This window comes from Actinoallomurus iriomotensis (assembly GCF_030269445.1).
Lineage (GTDB): Bacteria > Actinomycetota > Actinomycetes > Streptosporangiales > Streptosporangiaceae > Actinoallomurus > Actinoallomurus iriomotensis.
This window is the reverse complement of sequence record NZ_BSTJ01000012.1, coordinates 117,701-135,241: the sequence shown is the minus strand read 5'-3', so window position 1 is coordinate 135,241 and position 17,541 is coordinate 117,701. Positions and strand designations below refer to the sequence as shown.

General features: G+C 71.4%; 18 protein-coding genes. 16 read left to right on the top strand and 2 right to left on the bottom strand.

Annotation, left to right across the window (positions count from 1 at the left end; translation table 11 throughout):
- Positions 1-9: 9 nt before the first annotated feature.
- Positions 10-615, bottom strand: coding sequence for a cation efflux transmembrane domain-containing protein (locus QSK37_RS39450; RefSeq protein WP_285631479.1), 606 nt, complete (start codon positions 613-615; stop codon positions 10-12).
- 115 nt (positions 616-730) lie between these two features.
- Between QSK37_RS39450 and QSK37_RS39445 the strand changes: the two genes are divergently transcribed.
- Positions 731-1,174, top strand: coding sequence for an ArsR/SmtB family transcription factor (locus QSK37_RS39445; protein ID WP_285631476.1), 444 nt, complete (start codon positions 731-733; stop codon positions 1,172-1,174).
- Positions 1,175-1,241: 67 nt separating this feature from the next.
- Positions 1,242-2,180 carry a cation diffusion facilitator family transporter gene (locus QSK37_RS39440; RefSeq protein WP_285631473.1) on the top strand — a complete coding sequence of 313 codons (939 nt, stop codon included), beginning with the start codon at positions 1,242-1,244 and terminating at the stop codon, positions 2,178-2,180.
- Here QSK37_RS39440 and QSK37_RS39435 read toward each other — a convergent pair.
- Positions 2,177-2,563: an ArsR/SmtB family transcription factor gene (locus QSK37_RS39435; protein ID WP_285631470.1), complete on the bottom strand. Its 387-nt coding sequence runs from the start codon at positions 2,561-2,563 to the stop codon at positions 2,177-2,179. The two genes, QSK37_RS39440 and QSK37_RS39435, sit on opposite strands and share 4 nt — an antisense overlap.
- A 107-nt stretch (positions 2,564-2,670) precedes the next feature.
- Here QSK37_RS39435 and QSK37_RS39430 point away from each other — a divergent pair, with 107 nt between their 5' ends.
- The 14 genes from QSK37_RS39430 (at position 2,671) to QSK37_RS39365 (ending at position 17,540) form a co-directional block, all read left to right on the top strand.
- On the top strand, positions 2,671-4,650 hold the full coding sequence (locus QSK37_RS39430) for a heavy metal translocating P-type ATPase (protein ID WP_285631467.1): 1,980 nt from the start codon (positions 2,671-2,673) through the stop codon (positions 4,648-4,650).
- Positions 4,651-4,767: 117 nt separating this feature from the next.
- Positions 4,768-6,963 (top strand): N-acetylmuramoyl-L-alanine amidase, encoded by a 2,196-nt coding sequence (locus QSK37_RS39425; protein WP_285631464.1) that lies wholly within the window; start codon positions 4,768-4,770, stop codon positions 6,961-6,963.
- A gap of 89 nt (positions 6,964-7,052) precedes the next feature.
- Positions 7,053-7,622 (top strand): RNA polymerase sigma factor, encoded by a 570-nt coding sequence (locus QSK37_RS39420; protein WP_285631461.1) that lies wholly within the window; start codon positions 7,053-7,055, stop codon positions 7,620-7,622.
- Positions 7,619-8,140 carry a hypothetical protein gene (locus tag QSK37_RS39415; protein WP_285631458.1) on the top strand — a complete coding sequence of 174 codons (522 nt, stop codon included), beginning with the start codon at positions 7,619-7,621 and terminating at the stop codon, positions 8,138-8,140. The genes QSK37_RS39420 and QSK37_RS39415 overlap by 4 nt, the downstream gene beginning before the upstream one ends.
- A 202-nt stretch (positions 8,141-8,342) precedes the next feature.
- Complete coding sequence (locus tag QSK37_RS39410; protein WP_285631455.1) at positions 8,343-8,912, top strand: hypothetical protein; 570 nt, start codon at positions 8,343-8,345, stop codon at positions 8,910-8,912.
- A gap of 211 nt (positions 8,913-9,123) precedes the next feature.
- Positions 9,124-10,248 carry a sensor histidine kinase gene (locus QSK37_RS39405; RefSeq protein ID WP_285631452.1) on the top strand — a complete coding sequence of 375 codons (1,125 nt, stop codon included), beginning with the start codon at positions 9,124-9,126 and terminating at the stop codon, positions 10,246-10,248.
- Positions 10,245-10,913 (top strand): response regulator, encoded by a 669-nt coding sequence (locus QSK37_RS39400; RefSeq protein WP_285578111.1) that lies wholly within the window; start codon positions 10,245-10,247, stop codon positions 10,911-10,913. The genes QSK37_RS39405 and QSK37_RS39400 overlap by 4 nt, the downstream gene beginning before the upstream one ends.
- A 68-nt stretch (positions 10,914-10,981) precedes the next feature.
- Positions 10,982-12,478, top strand: coding sequence for a hypothetical protein (locus QSK37_RS39395; protein ID WP_285631449.1), 1,497 nt, complete (start codon positions 10,982-10,984; stop codon positions 12,476-12,478).
- Positions 12,475-13,089: a GOLPH3/VPS74 family protein gene (locus QSK37_RS39390; protein ID WP_285631446.1), complete on the top strand. Its 615-nt coding sequence runs from the start codon at positions 12,475-12,477 to the stop codon at positions 13,087-13,089. Before QSK37_RS39395 ends, QSK37_RS39390 begins: the two co-directional genes overlap by 4 nt.
- Positions 13,090-13,422: 333 nt before the next feature.
- The gene (locus tag QSK37_RS39385) at positions 13,423-14,838 is read left to right on the top strand and encodes a sensor histidine kinase (protein WP_285631443.1); all 1,416 of its coding nucleotides are present in this window, start codon (positions 13,423-13,425) and stop codon (positions 14,836-14,838) included.
- A gap of 79 nt (positions 14,839-14,917) precedes the next feature.
- Entirely contained in the window at positions 14,918-15,331 is a 414-nt protein-coding gene (locus QSK37_RS39380; RefSeq protein ID WP_285578103.1) for a roadblock/LC7 domain-containing protein, read from the top strand.
- Complete coding sequence (locus tag QSK37_RS39375; protein WP_285631440.1) at positions 15,328-15,684, top strand: DUF742 domain-containing protein; 357 nt, start codon at positions 15,328-15,330, stop codon at positions 15,682-15,684. Before QSK37_RS39380 ends, QSK37_RS39375 begins: the two co-directional genes overlap by 4 nt.
- Positions 15,665-16,273 (top strand): GTP-binding protein, encoded by a 609-nt coding sequence (locus QSK37_RS39370; RefSeq protein WP_285631437.1) that lies wholly within the window; start codon positions 15,665-15,667, stop codon positions 16,271-16,273. The genes QSK37_RS39375 and QSK37_RS39370 overlap by 20 nt, the downstream gene beginning before the upstream one ends.
- A gap of 16 nt (positions 16,274-16,289) precedes the next feature.
- Positions 16,290-17,540 carry a cytochrome P450 gene (locus tag QSK37_RS39365; RefSeq protein ID WP_285631435.1) on the top strand — a complete coding sequence of 417 codons (1,251 nt, stop codon included), beginning with the start codon at positions 16,290-16,292 and terminating at the stop codon, positions 17,538-17,540.
- The last annotated feature ends 1 nt before the right edge of the window (position 17,541 follow it).

The window sequence follows — 17,541 nt, the reverse complement described above, 5'->3', positions numbered from 1 at the left end:
TGTTGTCCCTCAGTGCGGGTCGGTGAGGATGGTGCGGGCTTCCCGGGCCGCGTAGAACACCAGGACGTAACCGGCGAGGGGGTCGGCCCACCACCAGCCGACCGCGGCGTTGAGAGCCAGGCCGGTCAAGACCGCGGCGGCCAGGACGGCATCGACGAACGTGACGCGACCCTCGGCGGACAGGACCGGGTTGCCGAGGGCGGCGCCGGTGCGGGCCTTGCCGGCGGCGAGGGCGGCCATGACGGCGGCGGTGATGGCGGTCCAGGCGATCCCGCCCGGGCTGTGCGCGGCTCGGTGCCCGGACACCAGGGCCCAGCTGGACTGGATCAGCAGGTAGATCGCCAGTGCGATGAACGCGACCGCCATCGCGCGCAGGGCCCGGCGCCGCCGGAGCTCGCCGGTGCCCGACAGTTCCCACACCACCACCGTCGAGGCACCGATCTCGATCAGGGAATCCAGCCCGAAACCGGCCAGGGCCACCGAGCGGGCGGCGATGGCCGTGACGGCCAGGACCGCCACGCCGGCCACGTTCCAGCCGAGCGTGAGGAACTCCAGTGCGAACCCACGGCGCACGAGACGGGCCCGGTCAGCGGCGGCCGACGACGGCGCGTTCATGACCGGCAGTCTGCCAGCGCGGATGACCTGCGAGGAACCGGCGAGGCGCCGTCCTGGTTCCCGACTCCGTCCGGTTACCCCGCCGACTCGGGATGCAGGCGGTACGGTGCAACATATGAACGATGGTGCAGATGTCGCATCGAACAGTGTGCTGGGCCTGGGCGACTGCAGCGTGCGCATCGTCGACCGCGACCGGGTGGCCATCGTCGCCGCGGCGATGCCCGCCGAGAACGACGTCGCAGAACTGGCCGACATCTTCGGTCTCCTCGCCGATCCTGCGCGGCTCCGCTTGCTGGTCGCCCTGCTCGAGGGCGAAATGTGCGTGTGCGACCTCGCCGCGGTTTCCGGCGCGAGCGAGTCGGCGGTCTCTCATCATCTGCGGCTGCTACGCGCGCACCGGGTCGTCTACGTACGCCGGGCGGGGCGGATGGCCTACTACCGGCTCGCCGACGCGCACGTGCGGATGCTGCTGGATGTGGCGCTCACCCACATCGGGCATGCGCCCGCCGCCGCTCATCCCGAACATGCCTCCCCTCCCCCGGAGAATGCTCATGAGTAGCGCCCACGATCACAAGGACGAAGACGGCCACGGAGAAGGCGGTGGCCATGCGGGCCATTCCCACGGCGTGAGCGCGGATGCCGACAAGCGCCATCTCACCGGCGCGCTCTCGCTGATCGTCGCGTTCATGGCCGGCGAGGTCGTCGTCGGCATCCTGGCGAGTTCGCTGGCATTGATCTCCGATGCCGCCCACATGCTGACCGACGCGGCCTCGATCGTGCTGGCGCTGGTGGCCATGCGGCTCGCCGCCAAACCACCCCGGGGCGGCTACACCTATGGCCTCCAGCGCGCGGAGATCCTCTCGGCCCAGGCGAACGGGCTGTCGTTGCTGGTGCTGTCGGTGTGGCTCGGATATGAGGCGATCCGCCGGCTCGTCTCGCCGCCCGAGGTCACCGGCGGGTTGGTGCTGGGCACCGCGCTGGTCGGCATCGTCATCAACGTCGCCGCCACCTGGTTGATCAGCAAGGCCAACCGGTCCAGCCTCAACGTCGAAGGCGCCTTCCAGCACATACTCACCGATCTGTACGCCTTCATCGCCACCGCGGTGGCCGGCCTGATCATGGTGCTCACCGGCTTCGCCCGTGCGGACGCCATCGCCTCACTCATCGTCGTGGCCCTGATGCTCAAGGCCGGGGTCGGGCTGGTACACGAATCCGGACGCATCTTCCTGGAGGCCGCCCCCGCCGGGCTGTCACCCGAGGCGGTCGGACAGGTCCTGGCCGACCGCCCCAACGTGTCCCAGATACACGACCTGCACATATGGCAGATCACCTCGGGCATGGCCGCCGCCTCGGCGCACGTCCTGGTCGCCCCGGGCGAGGACTGCCACGCCGTACGCGCCGACCTCGAAAGCGTGCTGGCCGCGGAATACAAGATCACTCACACGACGCTTCAGGTCGACCACGTACCCGACTCTCTGCCGTCGATCACGAACGCGGGCGAGATGGCGGCAGAACACTGCGACGAGTCGCACGGACCCGTACACCGCCCCGACGCACGGCGCTAGCGGGCCGCCGCTTCGCCGCCCGGCCTCACAGAAGCGTCGGGGAGACCGATTCGCAGGTGCTCCACGTGGTACAGCGCCTGGTCCAGCAGTTCGGCGACATGGTCGTCGTACAGCGAATAAACCACGGAACGGCCGCGGCGCTCACCGACGACGAGACCAAGGTTGCGCAGCAGGCGGAGTTGGTGGGAGCAGGCGGATTGCTCCATGCCCACCTCGGCGGCCAGTTCCGTGGCCGCGAGTGAGCCGTCGCGGAGCCGGGCGAGTATCAGCAGCCGCGAAGGAGTGGCCAGCGCCTGGAGCGTGGTGGCCACCTTGACGGCACTGGCCTGATCCAGACGCGTACGCGGAACATCGTTGGCGGCCGGCGCGGCTCCGTGACCCATTGCCTCATCCTACGCCGGGCGGCCATGAGCACATGAAGAGTTGTTCATGTGTTCCTGTACGGTGGAGGAGACGAACGACGTCCGGTGGCGCTGACGAAGGACTGCCGATGCCTCCCTCCCTGACCCTTGATGCCCCTGCGGGCACCACCGGTGATGCGGCGGCGCCGACACGCCGTACGAGGATCTTCGCCCTGAGCGAGGCGCGTTGGGCGGCGGCGGCTTTGGCGTTGTTCCTGCTCGCGTTGCCGTTCTACCTGTGGGGGCTGTCCGCCTGGACGTGGGGGCCGCTGTTCGCGCTGTGCTACGCGGCCGGCGGCTGGGAGCCGGGGCTGGCGGGGTCGCGGGCACTGCGCGACAGGACGCTCGACGTGGATCTGCTGATGGTGATCGCCGCGCTGGGAGCGGCGGTGATCGGTCAGGTGCTGGACGGCGCGCTGCTGATCGTCATCTTCGCCACGTCGGGCGCCTTGGAGGCGATCGCCACCGCGCGGACCGCCGATTCGGTGCGCGGGCTGCTCGATCTGGCGCCCACCACCGCGACGCGGCGGGGCGATGACGGCAGCGAAGAGACGGTGCCCACCGATCGGCTCGCCGTCGGCGACACCATCCTGATACGCCCTGGCGAACGCGTCGGCGCCGACGGCCGGGTGCTGGAGGGCATGAGCGAGGTCGACCAGGCGACCATCACCGGCGAACCGCTGCCGGTGGCGAAGCAGTGCGGGGACGAGGTGTTCGCCGGCACCCTGAACGGCACGGGTGCGCTGGTCGTGAAGGTCGAGCGGGATCCGTCGGACACGGTGATCGCGCGGATCGTGGCGATGGTCGCCGAAGCGTCCGAGACCAAGGCGCCGACGCAGCTGTTCATCGAGAAGGTGGAACAGCGCTACTCCGTCGGCATGGTCGCCGCCACCGTACTGCTCTTCGCGCTACCGCTGGTCTTCGGCACGGCCCTTCAACCGACCCTGCTCCGCGCGATGACCTTCATGATCGTGGCGTCCCCCTGTGCCGTGGTGCTGGCGACCATGCCGCCCCTCCTGTCGGCCATCGCCAACGCCGGCCGCCATGGTGTGCTGGTCAAGTCCGCCGTGGTCATGGAACGGCTCGGACAGGTGGACGTCGTCGCCCTGGACAAGACCGGCACCCTGACCGAGGGCACCCCGCGGGTCAGCGACATCCGCCCCATGCCCGCCGGCGGGCTGAGCGAGGACGAGTTGCTGGCGATGGCGGCCGCGGCCGAGCGCCCCAGTGAACACCCGCTGGCCCGCGCCGTCGTCGAGGCGGCCCGCGACCGCGGGCTCCCCGTCCCGGCGGCCGAGCACTTCGCCTCCACTCCCGGCGCGGGAGTCACCGCCCACCTGGACGGCCGTACGGTCGCGGTCGGCAGCCCGGCCCGTCTGCTCGGCGACGACGCCGCGCACCCGGTCGCGGCCGTGGCGACGCGATTGGAGGCCGACGGCCGTACCGCCGTGGTGGTCCTTCTGGATGAACGCCCGGTCGGAGTGATCGGCTTCGCGGATCGGCTGCGCGCCGAGGCCGCACGCACGGTCAACGCCCTGACGGCGCTGACCGGGACGGCCCCGAAGCTGGTCACCGGGGACAATCCACGCGCGGCCGACCGGCTCGCCGCCGACGCCGGCATCACCGAGGTACGCGCCGGCCTGCTGCCGGCGGACAAGGTCGGCGTGGTGAAGGACCTGGAGCGAGCGGGCCGCAAGGTGCTGGTCGTCGGCGACGGCGTCAACGACGCCCCCGCACTCGCCGCCGCCCATGTCGGCGTCGCCATGGGCCGAGCCGGTTCGGACCTGGCCCTGGAGACCGCGGACGCCGTCGTCGTTCGCGACGAACTGACGACGATCCCAGCGGTCGTCGCCCTGTCGCGCCGCGCCCGGCGGCTGGTGACCCAGAACCTGATCATCGCCGCGGCCTTCATCACGGGCCTGGTCATCTGGGATCTGGCCGGGCACCTGCCGCTCCCGCTCGGCGTGGCGGGCCACGAGGGATCGACCGTCATCGTCGGCCTCAACGGCCTACGGCTCCTCACCTCCTCGGCCTGGCGACGCGCACGGCGGCACACGACACCAGCGTGATCGGGCTCGTCTCGCCACGGTGCCGGCCGTCTCCTCGCCCGCCGGTAACGCGGTCCGCCTCCGCGGCGCTTGTAGTTCTTGCTGCGATCTCGTCCTGGAGGCTCAATGAAGGTTCGCGTGCGAAGACGCACAGCGATCATCGTCACGGTCGTTCTCGGTGCGGCGGGCGCCGGTGCGGCCGTCGTGTGGAACGGTACGGCGTCGCGACGGCCCGCCGCGGCGGCGGTCGGTGCGATCGATGGGCGGGTGCACACCATCAAGCTCCGTACCACCGGCACCTCGGCCGGCGCTCCGGCGCAGTCGACGCCGGTGTTCAGCATGGTCGGTGTGGCCTGGAACAGGCCGGACGCTCGGGTGAGCGGCACCGTCAAGGTGCGCACGCGCAGTGTCGCGACCGGTGCGTGGTCCGCCTGGCGACCGGTCGCCGTCCAGGGCGACGACCTACCCGACGGCACCCGCGGTGAGCACTCGCGGCAGGGCGCCACGGCACCGCTGTGGACCGGCCCCTCCAACGGCGTCGACGTACGCGTGACCGGGCACCGCGCCCTGCCGCCGGGGCTGCGTGCCGTGCTGATCGATCCCGGCAGCAGACGACGCCGGCCCGTCCACGCCGCCGGCCATCAGGCCGCACGGGTCGCCCTGGCCGCCGACGTGACGAGTCCCGACCCGTCCGCGCCGGCTGACTCCCCCGTCGCGACCCCCACGGACAGCCCGACCACGTCGCCGGCGGACTCTCCCACCGCGACGCCGTCATCGGCGAGCCCCACCGGCTCGCCCACGCCCTCGGACTCCGCCTCGCCGGCCCCGACGACGAGCACCGCACCCCGCCCCGACATCGTCGCCCGCGCGGCCTGGGGCGCCGACGAGTCGCTGGTCCCGACACCGAACGCCTACGGGCAGAAAGTGAAGGCCGTCTTCGTCCATCACACGGACACCGGCAACGACTACTCCTGCGCCGACTCGGCCGCAGTGGTCCGCTCGATCTTCCTTTACCACGTGAAGACCAACGGCTGGAACGACATCGGTTACAACTTCCTCGTCGACAGGTGCGGCACCCTGTTCGAGGGCCGTTCGGGCGGAGTCGACCGGCCGGTGATCGGCGCGCACGCCTACGGGTTCAACACCGACTCGGCCGGTGTGGCCGTCCTGGGCACCTTCACCGACGTGGCCCCGCCGCAGGCCGCCCTCGACACCGTGGCCAAGGTCGCCGCGTGGAAACTCGGCCTCAGCGGCGGCGACCCGACCGGCGCCACGACGCTCACCGAAGGCGTCAAGGACGGCAACTTCCCGTACGAGTCCGCGGTCACCTTCAAGACGATCTCCGGGCACCGCGACGCCAACAGCACCGCATGCCCCGGATCACTGCTGTACGCCAGGCTCGGCGCCATCCGGACCGCCGCGGCCCAGTGGACGACACCCGCCGACCTGTCCGCCGCCTCGCTCACCGGCGCGACGAAGGTGAACACCACCTACTACACCAAGGGCACGGTCACCCTCGGCTGGCGTCCCGGCGCCGTATCCGGCTACCACCTGCTCGACAACGGCACCACGATCGCCGAACCCGCCGCCACCGCCCTCTCCGTCACCACCACGCTGCGCGCCGGAACCCACCAGCTGCAGCTGGTCGCCGACAACATGGACGGCACGACCACGAAATCCCCGGCCTTCCCGGTCGTCGCCGACACGGCCAAGCCCACCTTCGGCAGCCCGGCCGCGCTGTCCGTACGGACCGGCACCGTCAGCACGACCAAGCTCCCCGTCAGCCTCAAGTGGAAGGTCACCGACGACCGGCTGCTTCAGTCGGTCAAGGCCACGTCCCCGTCGGCCGCGACGTTCGGCACGACGACCACGAGCTGGTCCGCCTACGCCAAGCCGTCGGCCTCCACCACCTGGTCGCTGACCGCCGCCGACGCGGCCGGCAACACCGCCACCAGCGCGGTGAAGCGTACGGCCGCGCTCCGGTCCGACGGCTCCTCCAGCCGTACGGGAACGTGGAAGACGACCGCCAACAGCCATTACCTCGGCGGCAGCGGCCTGTACTCCAGCGCCAAGGGAGCGACCGCCTCCTGGACCGTCACCGCCCGCTCGGTCGGCCTCATCGACAAGCGCACGACGAGCTCCGGGAAGCTCTACGTCTACGTCGACGGCGCCTACGCGGCCACCGTCGACACCCGGGCGTCCTCCAGCCTCTACCGGCAGATCCAGTGGACCAGGACCTGGAGCACCAGCACCCGCCACACCATCAAGATCAAGGTCGCCGGCACCTCAGGACGGCCCACGATCGCCCTCGACGGCCTCGCCTACGTCGGCTGAGCCCTGACAACCCCGACGTGGAGCCTCATCCAGTGCTCGATCACCGGATGAGGCCCCACGTCCCGCCCAGACGCACATCCGGCGCACACATGCCTTCCCATGCAACCGGCGCGCAGGGGGCCGACACCGTCCTGCGGGCCGCCCTCGACGGGGACGAAGACGCGTTCCGCGTCCTGTACCGGCAGATCCACCCCCGGCTGCTGCGCTACGTACGGACGCTGGTCGGCGACGACGCCGAAGACGTCACCTCCGAGGCATGGCTCCACATCGCACGTGACCTCGCCACCTTCGACGGTGACATCAACGGCTTCCGTGGCTGGACCGCGACCATCGCGCGCCACCGCGCGCTCGACCACCTCCGCCACCGCAAGCGCCGCCCCGTGTCGCAGACCCCCGTCGACGAGCTCCCCGAACAGACCGCACCCGAGGACACCGAGACGACGGCCCTGGACTCACTGTCCACCGAGGCCGCCCTCGCGTTCATCGCGCGCCTGCCCCACGACCAGGCGGAGATCATCATCCTGCGCGTCGTCGTCGGCCTGGACGCCAAGGCCGTCGCCAAGATCCTCGGCAAACGCCCCGGCGCCGTACGCACCGCCGCCCACCGCGGACTGCGCCGCCTCGAGCAGCTCATCCATGACCTGGAGCTCCCGCGATGAACGATCCCGGCCTCGATCTCGACACCGCCGAACGAATGATCCGCGGAGAACCCACCGGCCCACCCCGCCTCGCCCGGCTGCTCGCCGCCGCCTCAGCCCTTCCGGAAACGGTACGGGCCGAGGGCGAACAGGCGGCCCTCGCCGCGTATCGCGCGGCCCGCGCCGACCGCCGGGGACGGCGCAGACGACGGGTCCCCGCCCTGATCAGCGTCAAAGCGGCCCTGATCGGACTCCTACTCCTCCTCACCGGCGGCGTCGCCATGGCCGCCACCGCGCACCACCTCGCCCGCTCGCCGGAAGACAAACGGTCCCACCACGCCAGGACGCCGGACACGTCCAAGACGTTCCTGACCCACGAAGGCCCGAAGAGGTTCGTACGCCGGACCGCGAAGCGATCGACCCCACGGCCCGCGCATGCCCATTCGCAGCCGACACAGGCTCAGAAGAACAAACCGCACCCCGGCAACACACCGAAGGGCAAGGCGAAGGGCAACGCCCAGAAAGCGCCGACCGGCTGAGTCATCCGGCGCACCACCGCGTCACATCAGGCGGTGAAGGAGTGGATGTAGGCGAGCGCGGCGTTCGTCGAGGTCGGCTTCGATGCGGCCGGACGTCCCACCGCCCGGCAGCGCCCTCGTCGCCACCGCGTGTCTACCATCGGAGTAGTAGGAGCGGTGAGCAGGCGCGGCAGGCCTGCGGACCGGCAGGTGGGAGGTGACCATGGGAACAAAGACCCAGTCATCGCAGCGCGCCCCGGACCCAGGCGCGGAACCGGGCCGGCGCCGGCCACCCCTCGTCGAGCGCTGGCGCGAGTCGGCGGATCAGCACCTCACCCCCACGAAGCGGTCTCTCCTGGCGATGTGGATCTCCTTCGGCACCACCTGGGGCGCCGTACGGTTGATCACCCACGGCATCCGGGGCGGGTGGCTGCCCTGGGGGAACATCTCGACGGGCGGCCAGCATCTGCACCACTACAACCTCGGCATCGCCACGCTCGCGGGCGTCGGCCTGATCGCGGTTCGCGGTGACGAACGGGCCGTGGGACACCCCGCGGTCGCCGCCGCGTACGGCGCGGGCACCGCGTTGATCACCGATGAGTTCGCCCTGCTGCTGGACCTGCGGGACGTCTACTGGGCGAAGCAGGGGCGGCTCAGCGTGGACGTCAGCCTGGGCGTTCTGTCCGTGCTCGGCACGTACCTGACCGCCCGACCGTTCTGGCATGAGATCGCCACGGTGACCCGCCACCACGTCGGCTCCGCGGCCAAGCGGCGCCTGGCACCCGCCCTGTGAAGGTGCCTAGGGGCAGCATCACCGTGCCGTGGATGGTGAACAGCTGGTTGCAGGTGTACGCGCTCACGAGGTGTACGCCCGGCCGTACCCGTTGCCCCCGCATGAGCATCGCCATGAGGCCACCGGCGCGTCTGCCCGAAAACAACCAGTCTGCGGCTGCGGCTTCGGGCGGAGAGTGCGGCGGGTCGCCGCACTGATACGGTCTGTGGTTGTGCCGGACCGGTTCGAGGCGTGGTTGCCGCCCCGGCGGCGCGGGCTGCTGGTGGTGTGCGCGCTGGCGGTGCTGTGTCCGCTGTTCTTCCTCACGCCGCGTGGTCTGTCCCCCGACGCCGGGCGGCTGGTGCTCGCGGGGCTGGCGGTCGTGCAGGCGGGCGGGATCTGGTGGATGGGCTCCCGCCCGGCCGTGGTGACCGCGGCGGTGCTGTGCGCGGGGGCCGGGATCCAGCTGATGTATCCGGCGATCGGCCCGGGGGTCGCGCTGGTGGTGGTGTCCACGTTCGCGTGGCTGCGCCCGGCGCGCGCCTCGGTGTGGATACTGGCCGTCGTCATCGCGCTGTCCGGCGCCATCGCCCTGGTCACCGGCCGCTGGAGCGACGCGTTGCTGTGGCTGGCCGCGACGCTGCTCGCGTGGACCTGGGGTGCGCTGGGCCGGGCGCGGTCGGCCCGCCGTCAGGCCGAGGCGGCGCGCGCGATCCTCGAAGAGCGGGCCCGCATCGCCCGCGAGCTGCATGACGTCCTGGCCCACACGGTGTCGGTGATGGTGGTCCAGGCCTCGGCGGCGGACGACGTGTTCGACGTCAGCCCGGACCGCGCCCGGCAGGCGATACGCGACCTGGAGGGCTCGGGCCGGCAGGCCCTGGCCGAGCTGCGCCGCTTCCTGCGTACGGTCCGTACTCTGGATGAGGCGGGACCGTTCGACGCGGAGGCGGCGGGTGAGCCGCAGCCCGTGCTGGCCGACCTGCCCGCGCTGGCCCGGCCCCTGGCCGCCGCCGGCCTGGAGGTGGTGATCCGGCAGGAGGGCCTGGACGACGTGACCCTCGCGCCGGGCGTCGAACGGTCGGCGTACCGGATCGTGCAGGAATCCCTCACCAACGTCGTACGGCACGCCCGTGCTCGTACCGCGCGGGTGAACATCGGGGTCGCGGACGGAGAGTTGACGGTGGAGATCCACGACGACGGGAAGGGCGGCGGCAGGTTCGCCGACCTCGGCGGCGGGCACGGCATCGCCGGCATGCGCGAGCGCGCGGCACTGCTCGGCGGGTCGGTCGAGGCCGGACCGGCGCCGGCCGGCGGGTTCCGGGTCTGCGCCCGCCTTCCGCTGGAGGAGCCCGCATGACGATCCGCGTGCTGGTCGCCGACGATCAGGATCTCGTACGCGCCGGGTTCTGCATGATCATCGACACCCGCGACGACCTGGAAGTGGTCGGCGAGGCCGGGGACGGCGAGGAGGCCGTACGGCTCGCCGAACGGCTGCGGCCCGACGTGGTGCTGATGGACGTCCGGATGCCGGGCACCAACGGGATCGAGGCGACGCGGCGGCTGACGGCGGCCGAGCACCCGCCGAAGGTCATCATCCTGACCACGTTCGACCTCGACGAGCCGATGTACGCGGCGCTGCGCGCGGGCGCCAGCGGATTTTTGCTCAAGGACGTACGCCCGAACGAACTGGCCGACGCGATCCGCGTGGTCGCGAGCGGCGAGGCGCTGCTCGCCCCCACCGTCACCCGTCGCCTCCTCGACCGCTTCGTGCCGACCCTCGCCGACGACCAGGTGGTGCGCCCCGCCGAGCTGGCCGAACTCACCGACCGTGAGCTGGAGGTCCTCACCCTGGTGGCGCGGGCCGCGTCGAACGCCGAGATCGCCCGGCGGCTGGTGGTGACCGAGGCGACCGTCAAGACCCACGTGTCGGCGATCCTGCGTAAGCTGAACGTCCCCGACCGCGTGCACGCGGTGGTGGCCGCCTACGACCTCGGACTGGTACGCCCCCGCCCCTCCGTCTGACGTCGTACCCGCAAGACCAGACGGCGGACCGAGGCGGAGGAACCGGCTCTTTTCCTACCGTCGACGGCATGACGCCATCGGGCAATCCGCCGACCGGGCGGCCGCACGCACGAGCGGTACGCCTCGTACTCATCCTGCTGTTCGCCAACCTCGCGCTCAGCATCGTGTTCGCGGGGCTCACCCTGCTGTTCCGGCACGGCATCCTGGACTACCAGCTCGCCCGGCACCCCGGCCCGGACCCGGCGAAGACCAGGGACAAGCTGGCGCTGACCCTGTGGACGCGGCCCATCCCGATCCTCCTGGTCGCGGTGGTCTACCTCTGGGTGGGCCGCCGGCTGCGCCAGGGCGTCCGCGCCGCGTACCTGCGGGTCCGCGTGGTGTCGCTGGTCGGCCTGGTCGCCGTCGCGTACCTGATCCTCACGGGGGCGTACCCTCCGTGGCTGCGCGTGATCCAGGGCGCGCAGCTCCTGCTCCTCGTCGCGCTGGTCGTCGCCGTGAACCGCAGGCGGATGCGTACCGGCTTCCCGCGCGGCCCGAAACGGCCCCGCCCGCGCGGCGCGCGCCGGGCCGCGTTCACCCTGGTGCTCATCGCCCCGGTCGCCGCCGAACTCACGCTCGGCACCGTCAAGGTGAAGATGCTCTGGCTGGTCCTGCTGTACCTGCCGATCTACGGCGCCGGCGTGCTGCTGATCCGCGAGCTGGTCCGCCGGACCGGCGGTGGCCGGGGCAGCATCCTGCTGATGGGCCTGGTGTACGGGCTCATCGAGGAGGGGCTGGCACTGCAGAGCCTGACCAGCCCCCACCTGTACGGCGCGGCGGGCTGGGCGCCGCGACTCCTGGGGGTCAACACGGCCTACACCGAACTCAATCTGCCGTACCACGTGGTGTTCAGCGTCCTCATCCCGATCGCACTGGTCGAGCTGGTGTTCCCCACGCTCGGGTCCACGCCGTACCTGCGCCGGGGCGGTCTCGTCATCACCGGGATCGTCGCCGTGCTCGGCGTCGCGCTGCTGCGCGTGTCGGTACCGCCGTCCGAGGACCCCGGTTACGTCCTGCCGGGTGCCGCGCTGATCGTGATCGTCGTGCTGGTGGTCGTGCTGAGCGTCGTCGCCCTGCGCGTCCTCCCCCGGCGCGCCGCCCGCGTACGGGCCGCCGTCGCGGTGCCGCGGCCCGCCGTCGCCGGCGTGGTGAGCGCGGTCGCCGCGCTCGGGTTCATCGGCCTGCTGTATCCGTTCGCGGGGGCGCGGCATCCGGCGTTCACGCACGGCGCCTGGGTGCTGGTTCCGATGCTCGCCGCGGCCGCCCTGGCGGTGGGCGCAGGTCTCGCGCTGTGGCGCTGGACGGCCGCCGCGGACTGGACGAGCCGGCACCGGCTGGCCGCGATCTCCGGTGCGCTCATCGCGCACACCGTGTTCGGCGTCGTGGCGAACACCCATACCGTGCCGGACACCGCCGGCCTGACGGTGATCGGCGTCGCCATGATCGTCCTGCTCGTCCTGCTCGGCCGTCGCCTCGACGGCGTACCGCCGGCCGAACCCGTCCGCGCAAGAGCCGCACGATCGTGAACGGCTCGGCCACGCTCCCGCGGCGGCTGTACCTGCTCGCCTACGACACCCGTCGGCAGCGGATCACCCACCGCTTCGAACTCCGGTACGCCCTGCGCGCCGCCATCCTCATCGAACTCCTGCTCCGCGGCCACATCGCCGACCGCGACGGCACGGTACTGGCCGAACGCACCGGCGGCTGCGACGACCCCGTACTGCGTGCGGCGCTGGCCGAGATCGAGGCCGCGCCAGGGCGGAGCTGGAAGCACTGGGTGCGCGCCGGGCACCGATCCGTCGAACGGGCCGTCAGCGACCAGCTGAGCGCGGACGGCCTGATCACCGTCCGGCATCGCCTCGGCCTCCGCCGGGCGAGGATCACCGTGCCCGACCTCCAGCCGGTCCTGCAGATCACCAACGACGTACGCCGCGCGCTGCGTGAGGAACACCCGGACCCGGCGGACGCGGCGCTCCTCGCCCTGGCCGACGCCGCGGGCCTCCCAGCGGCCGCCACGACCGGCAGGCGCGCCCGCAGGCAGCGGATCGACCGGCTCGCGGAACCGCTGGGCCCGGTCTTCCCCGCCCTTCGCGCGGTCATCCGCGGAATGCGAGCCGCCGCCTCCGGAGGCTCCTGACTCACCGTCCGGCGTGCTCGGGTGCGGCTCCCCGCCAGCGCGTTCGGCGGCGGGAATGCCACGCCGCGTTTGCGTCATTTCTGGACATGTCACTTCTTGTTACGCGGCGGCCACTGAACCATTAGTGTTCCTCCCCGTGATCGACACGTGGACTTACCGCCCAGAGCCGGCATGGGGTGAGGCTCGCGCCACGGCATCCTCGTGTGCGGCGGCGGTCCGCCGTGTCGTGAGTCCGGTCTCGGGGCTCCATGGCTCCTCCGTCTTTTCCAGCCGATGAGGATTTGATCGATGTCAGCCCCCCTTCCAGTCCGCCATCGAGCGGAACTCCAGCCGATGGATCGGGCGGTGCTCGTCCTGCTCGTCGCGTTGATCGCGACCGGTGGCGGGTGTTTCGCGGCGACCGCCGCCGCCCAGCCCGCGTACCGGACCGCCGTGGTCACGTTCACCGGGCCGGCGGCGATCGCGGTCTGCGTCGCCGTCGCGGTCGCGGCCTATTTCCTCTACCACGCACGCGCGTTGCGTGGGCGCATCCAGATGATGGGGGCCGACGTCACCCGCCTGGCCGACGAGACCCTGCCCGCGATGGTGCAGCGGCTGCGTGAGGGCGCGTCGGCCGACACCGCTCTGGCGGAGATCGCCCACCCGGCGGACGGCGCGCCACGACGCCTGCTCCGTACCGCCGCCCAGGAGATCGGCCGGGGAGAGCGGATGCGGGACGCCGCGATGGCGGCCTGCGCGAACGCCGCGGGCCGGGTTCAGGCGCTGGCGACCAGCATGCTCGCCGACCTGCGTGAGATGGAGGACCGCTACGGCGAGGACGTCCTCGGCGACCTGTTGAAACTGGACCACAGCACCGCCCAGGCGGGCCGGCTCGCCGACAGCATCGCCGTGCTCACCGGCGCCCGCTCGGGCCGGCGCTGGACCAAGCCGATCGTCATGGAGAGCATTCTGCGGGGCGCGGTCGGTCGCATCAGCGCGTACCAGCGGGTGCGCGTGCACTCGACCAGCACCGTCGCGGTCGCCGGGTACGCCGCCGAAGGCGTCATGCACGCGCTCGCCGAGCTCATGGACAACGCCACCAGCTTCTCGCCCCCGTCCGACCAGGTGCACGTGTACGTGGAGGAAGTGCACGCGGGCGTCATCGTCACGATCGAGGACGCCGGCCTCGCGATGACCCCCGCCGCACTCGAACGAGCGAAGCGAGCGGTCTCCTTCGAGCCTCTCGACCTGACGACGCTCTCGGGCACCCGGCTGGGGCTGGCGGTGGTGGGCTGCCTGGCCCGAAAGCACGGCCTGACCGTCTCCTTCCGGCCCTCGTCACGCGGTGGAACCGGAGCCGTGGTCCTGATTCCGCAGCAGCTCACCACGCGGGTGTCACGCGAGGTCACCACCGGCACACGCCCGGCCGTCACGGCGCGCGGCACCGGGCGGCACCGCACCACCGTCTCCCGGCCCGTACAGGAGGCCGCGCCCGTCAAGGCCGCGCCCGTCAAGGCGGAGGTCTCGGGGCAGGACACCGAGTCCAGAACGGACGGCACGCCTTCACTGCCTCGACGCCGGCGTGGCCAGACCCTCTCGCAGTCCACCTCCGCGAAGCGGACCGCGCCGAAGCCCGGCACCACGCGGCAGGTCGCCGACGCCGGAACGCGCTTCAGTGCCTTCCGGCAGGCGACCCGCGGTAAGGCGGCGGCGTCTTCGCCGGACTCCACGGACTCCCCGGACCGCACCGACGACCGCGGTTCCCACTGACGGCCCGGGCCGGCCACACAACTGATTGGAGGCAGGGCGACGCCCGGTCGGAAGTCACCGGATCATCGCCCACAGTCCTATGAGAACCGCAGACCGCGAGCTCGACTGGCTGCTGGAGAACCTGCTCACGCGGACACCCGAGGCGCGCCACGCCCTGGTGCTGTCGAGCGACGGGTTGAAGCTGTGCCACACGTCCGGACTGACCCTGGATCAGGCCGACCAACTGGCCGCCATCGCGTCGGGGATCCAGAGCCTCGCCCATGGGGCGTCGGCCGAGTTCGGTGACGGCAGCGGCGGCGTGCGGCAGTCCATGACCGAATTCCACGGCGGCCTGCTGTTCATCGTGGAGGCCGGAGAAGGAGCCCATCTCGCCGTCATCGCGAGCGACGAAGCCGACGTCGGCATCATCGGTCACAACATGGACGAGCTGGTCGAGCAGCTCGGTGAGCATCTGGTCGCCGCACCCCGCCGGCCGGGCGGCAGACCGCGATGAGCCCACGCCTGAACGGCGAGGAGCCGGACCGGCTGTACACCGTGACCGGCGGGCGCAGCCGCGTGGACGAGAGCCCGCTCGACATCGTCACGCTGATCGTGACCGAGTCCGGTCCCGAGCCGGGGATGCAGTCCGAACACGCCAGGATCCTGGAGATCTGCGCCGGCCCGCTCTCGGTCGTGGAGATCTCCGCGGAGCTCGGGCTGCCCGTCACCATCGTGAAGATCCTCCTGATCGATCTGCTCGACACCGGCCACGTCACCGCTCGCAGTCCACTGCCGGCCCTCCGCCGGTCGCAGCTACCCGATCTGGAAATCCTGAAGCAGGTGCTCATTGGCCTACAAAAGCTCTGATCAGGCCGTCGTCACGCCGCTGGCCAAGACGGCCAGCAACGGGTTGAAGATCGTGATCGTCGGCGGTTTCGGCGTGGGCAAGACGACCATGGTCCGGTCGGTCAGCGAGATCCGCCCGCTGAGCACCGAGGAGATGATGACGCGAGCCGGCGTCGGAGTCGACGACACGTCCGACGTGCGCGACAAGACGACGACCACGGTCGCGTTCGACTTCGGCCGGATCAGCCTGAACGACCAGATGGTCCTCTACCTCTTCGGCGCGCCCGGGCAGGAGCGGTTCTGGTTTCTCTGGGACCGCCTGTTCTCGGGTGCTCTGGGCGCGGTCGTCCTCGTGGACACCCGCCGCCTGGAGGACTCCTGGTACGCCGTCGACCGTCTCGAACATCAGGGGACGCCCTTCATCGTCGCGCGCAACGACTTCGGCGGACCGGCGTACACACTCGATCAGGTACGGGCCGCCCTCGATCTGTCCGACCGCATCCCGTTGATCGAATGTGACGCGCGCCGGCGTGACTCCAGCAAGGCCGTGCTGATCGCACTGGTCGACCACCTTTTCGCGCTGTCCGCCGCCACGGAGAACGCGCGATGAACCAGAGAGAGACCTCATGACCGATACGCAGCGGACGGCCGGCTCCCCACCGCCGGGTTACCCGGACCACCACGACGCCGTCCCCCTGTACGGCCCGCGCTACCAGACCAGCCCGGTCGAGCTGTACCGGGAGATGCGGCTGGAGCACGGCCCGGTCGTGCCGGTCATGCTCGAGGGCGACATCCCCGCCTGGCTGGTGATCGGTTATCGGCAGCTCCACCAGGTCCTGAGCGACCCGAAGCTCTTCAGCCGTGACTGCCGCCGCTGGAACGTCTGGGATCGGGTCCCGCCCGACTGGCCCCTGATGGCGTTCATCGCCTACCAGCCGTCGGTGCTGTTCACCGACGGAGCCGAACACGAACGGCACGCCTCGGCGATCAGGAGCGCTCTTTCCGAGATCGACCAGTTCGAGCTGCGGTTCCAGTGTGAGCGGATCGCCGACGGCCTGATCGACGCCTTCGTCGGCAGCGGCGAGGCCGACCTGATGACGCAGTTCGCTCGCCCGCTGCCGGTGCTCGTCGCGGCCTGGATGTTCGGCCTGCCGGAGGACGAGGCGCCGGACCTGGCCCGCGACGTGGTCGAGGCGATGAACGGCTCCGTCGAGGCGTACGGGCGGTTCGCCGCCACGATGATGCGGCTGTTGCAGACCAAGCGCGAGAGCCCCGGTCCCGACATCCCTTCACGCATGCTGGCCCACCCGTCGAACCTGACCGATGAGGAGCTCACCCACGACCTCATCATCACCCTGACCGCGGGCCAGGACGCCATGGCCAACTGGATCGGCAACACCCTGCGGCTGATGCTCACCGACGACCGGTTCGCGCTGACGCTGGCGGGCGGACGCCGCAGTGTCGGGCAGGCGCTGAACGAGGTGTTGTGGGAGGACACCCCCGGGCAGAACAGCCTCGGTCGATGGGCGACACGCGACACCGAACTCGGCGGGCGGTACATCCGTGCGGGCGACGGGCTCGTCCTCGGCCTCGCGGGGGCGAACTCCGATCCGGCGATCCGGCCGGACCCGCACGCCGGCCCCGGCGGCAACCACGCCCACATGGCGTTCGCCCACGGTGAGCACAGGTGCCCGCATCCGGCGCCGGAACTCGCCGAGGTCATGGCGCAGGCGGCCGTCGAGGTTCTCATGGACCGGCTCCCGGACGTGATCCTCGAGGGTCGACCCGAGGACCTCGTCTGGCGGCCGTCCATGCAGATGCGCGGCCTGATGGCTCTCCCCGTCTCCTTCACCCCCGCCCACGTCGCCGGGCGCTAGA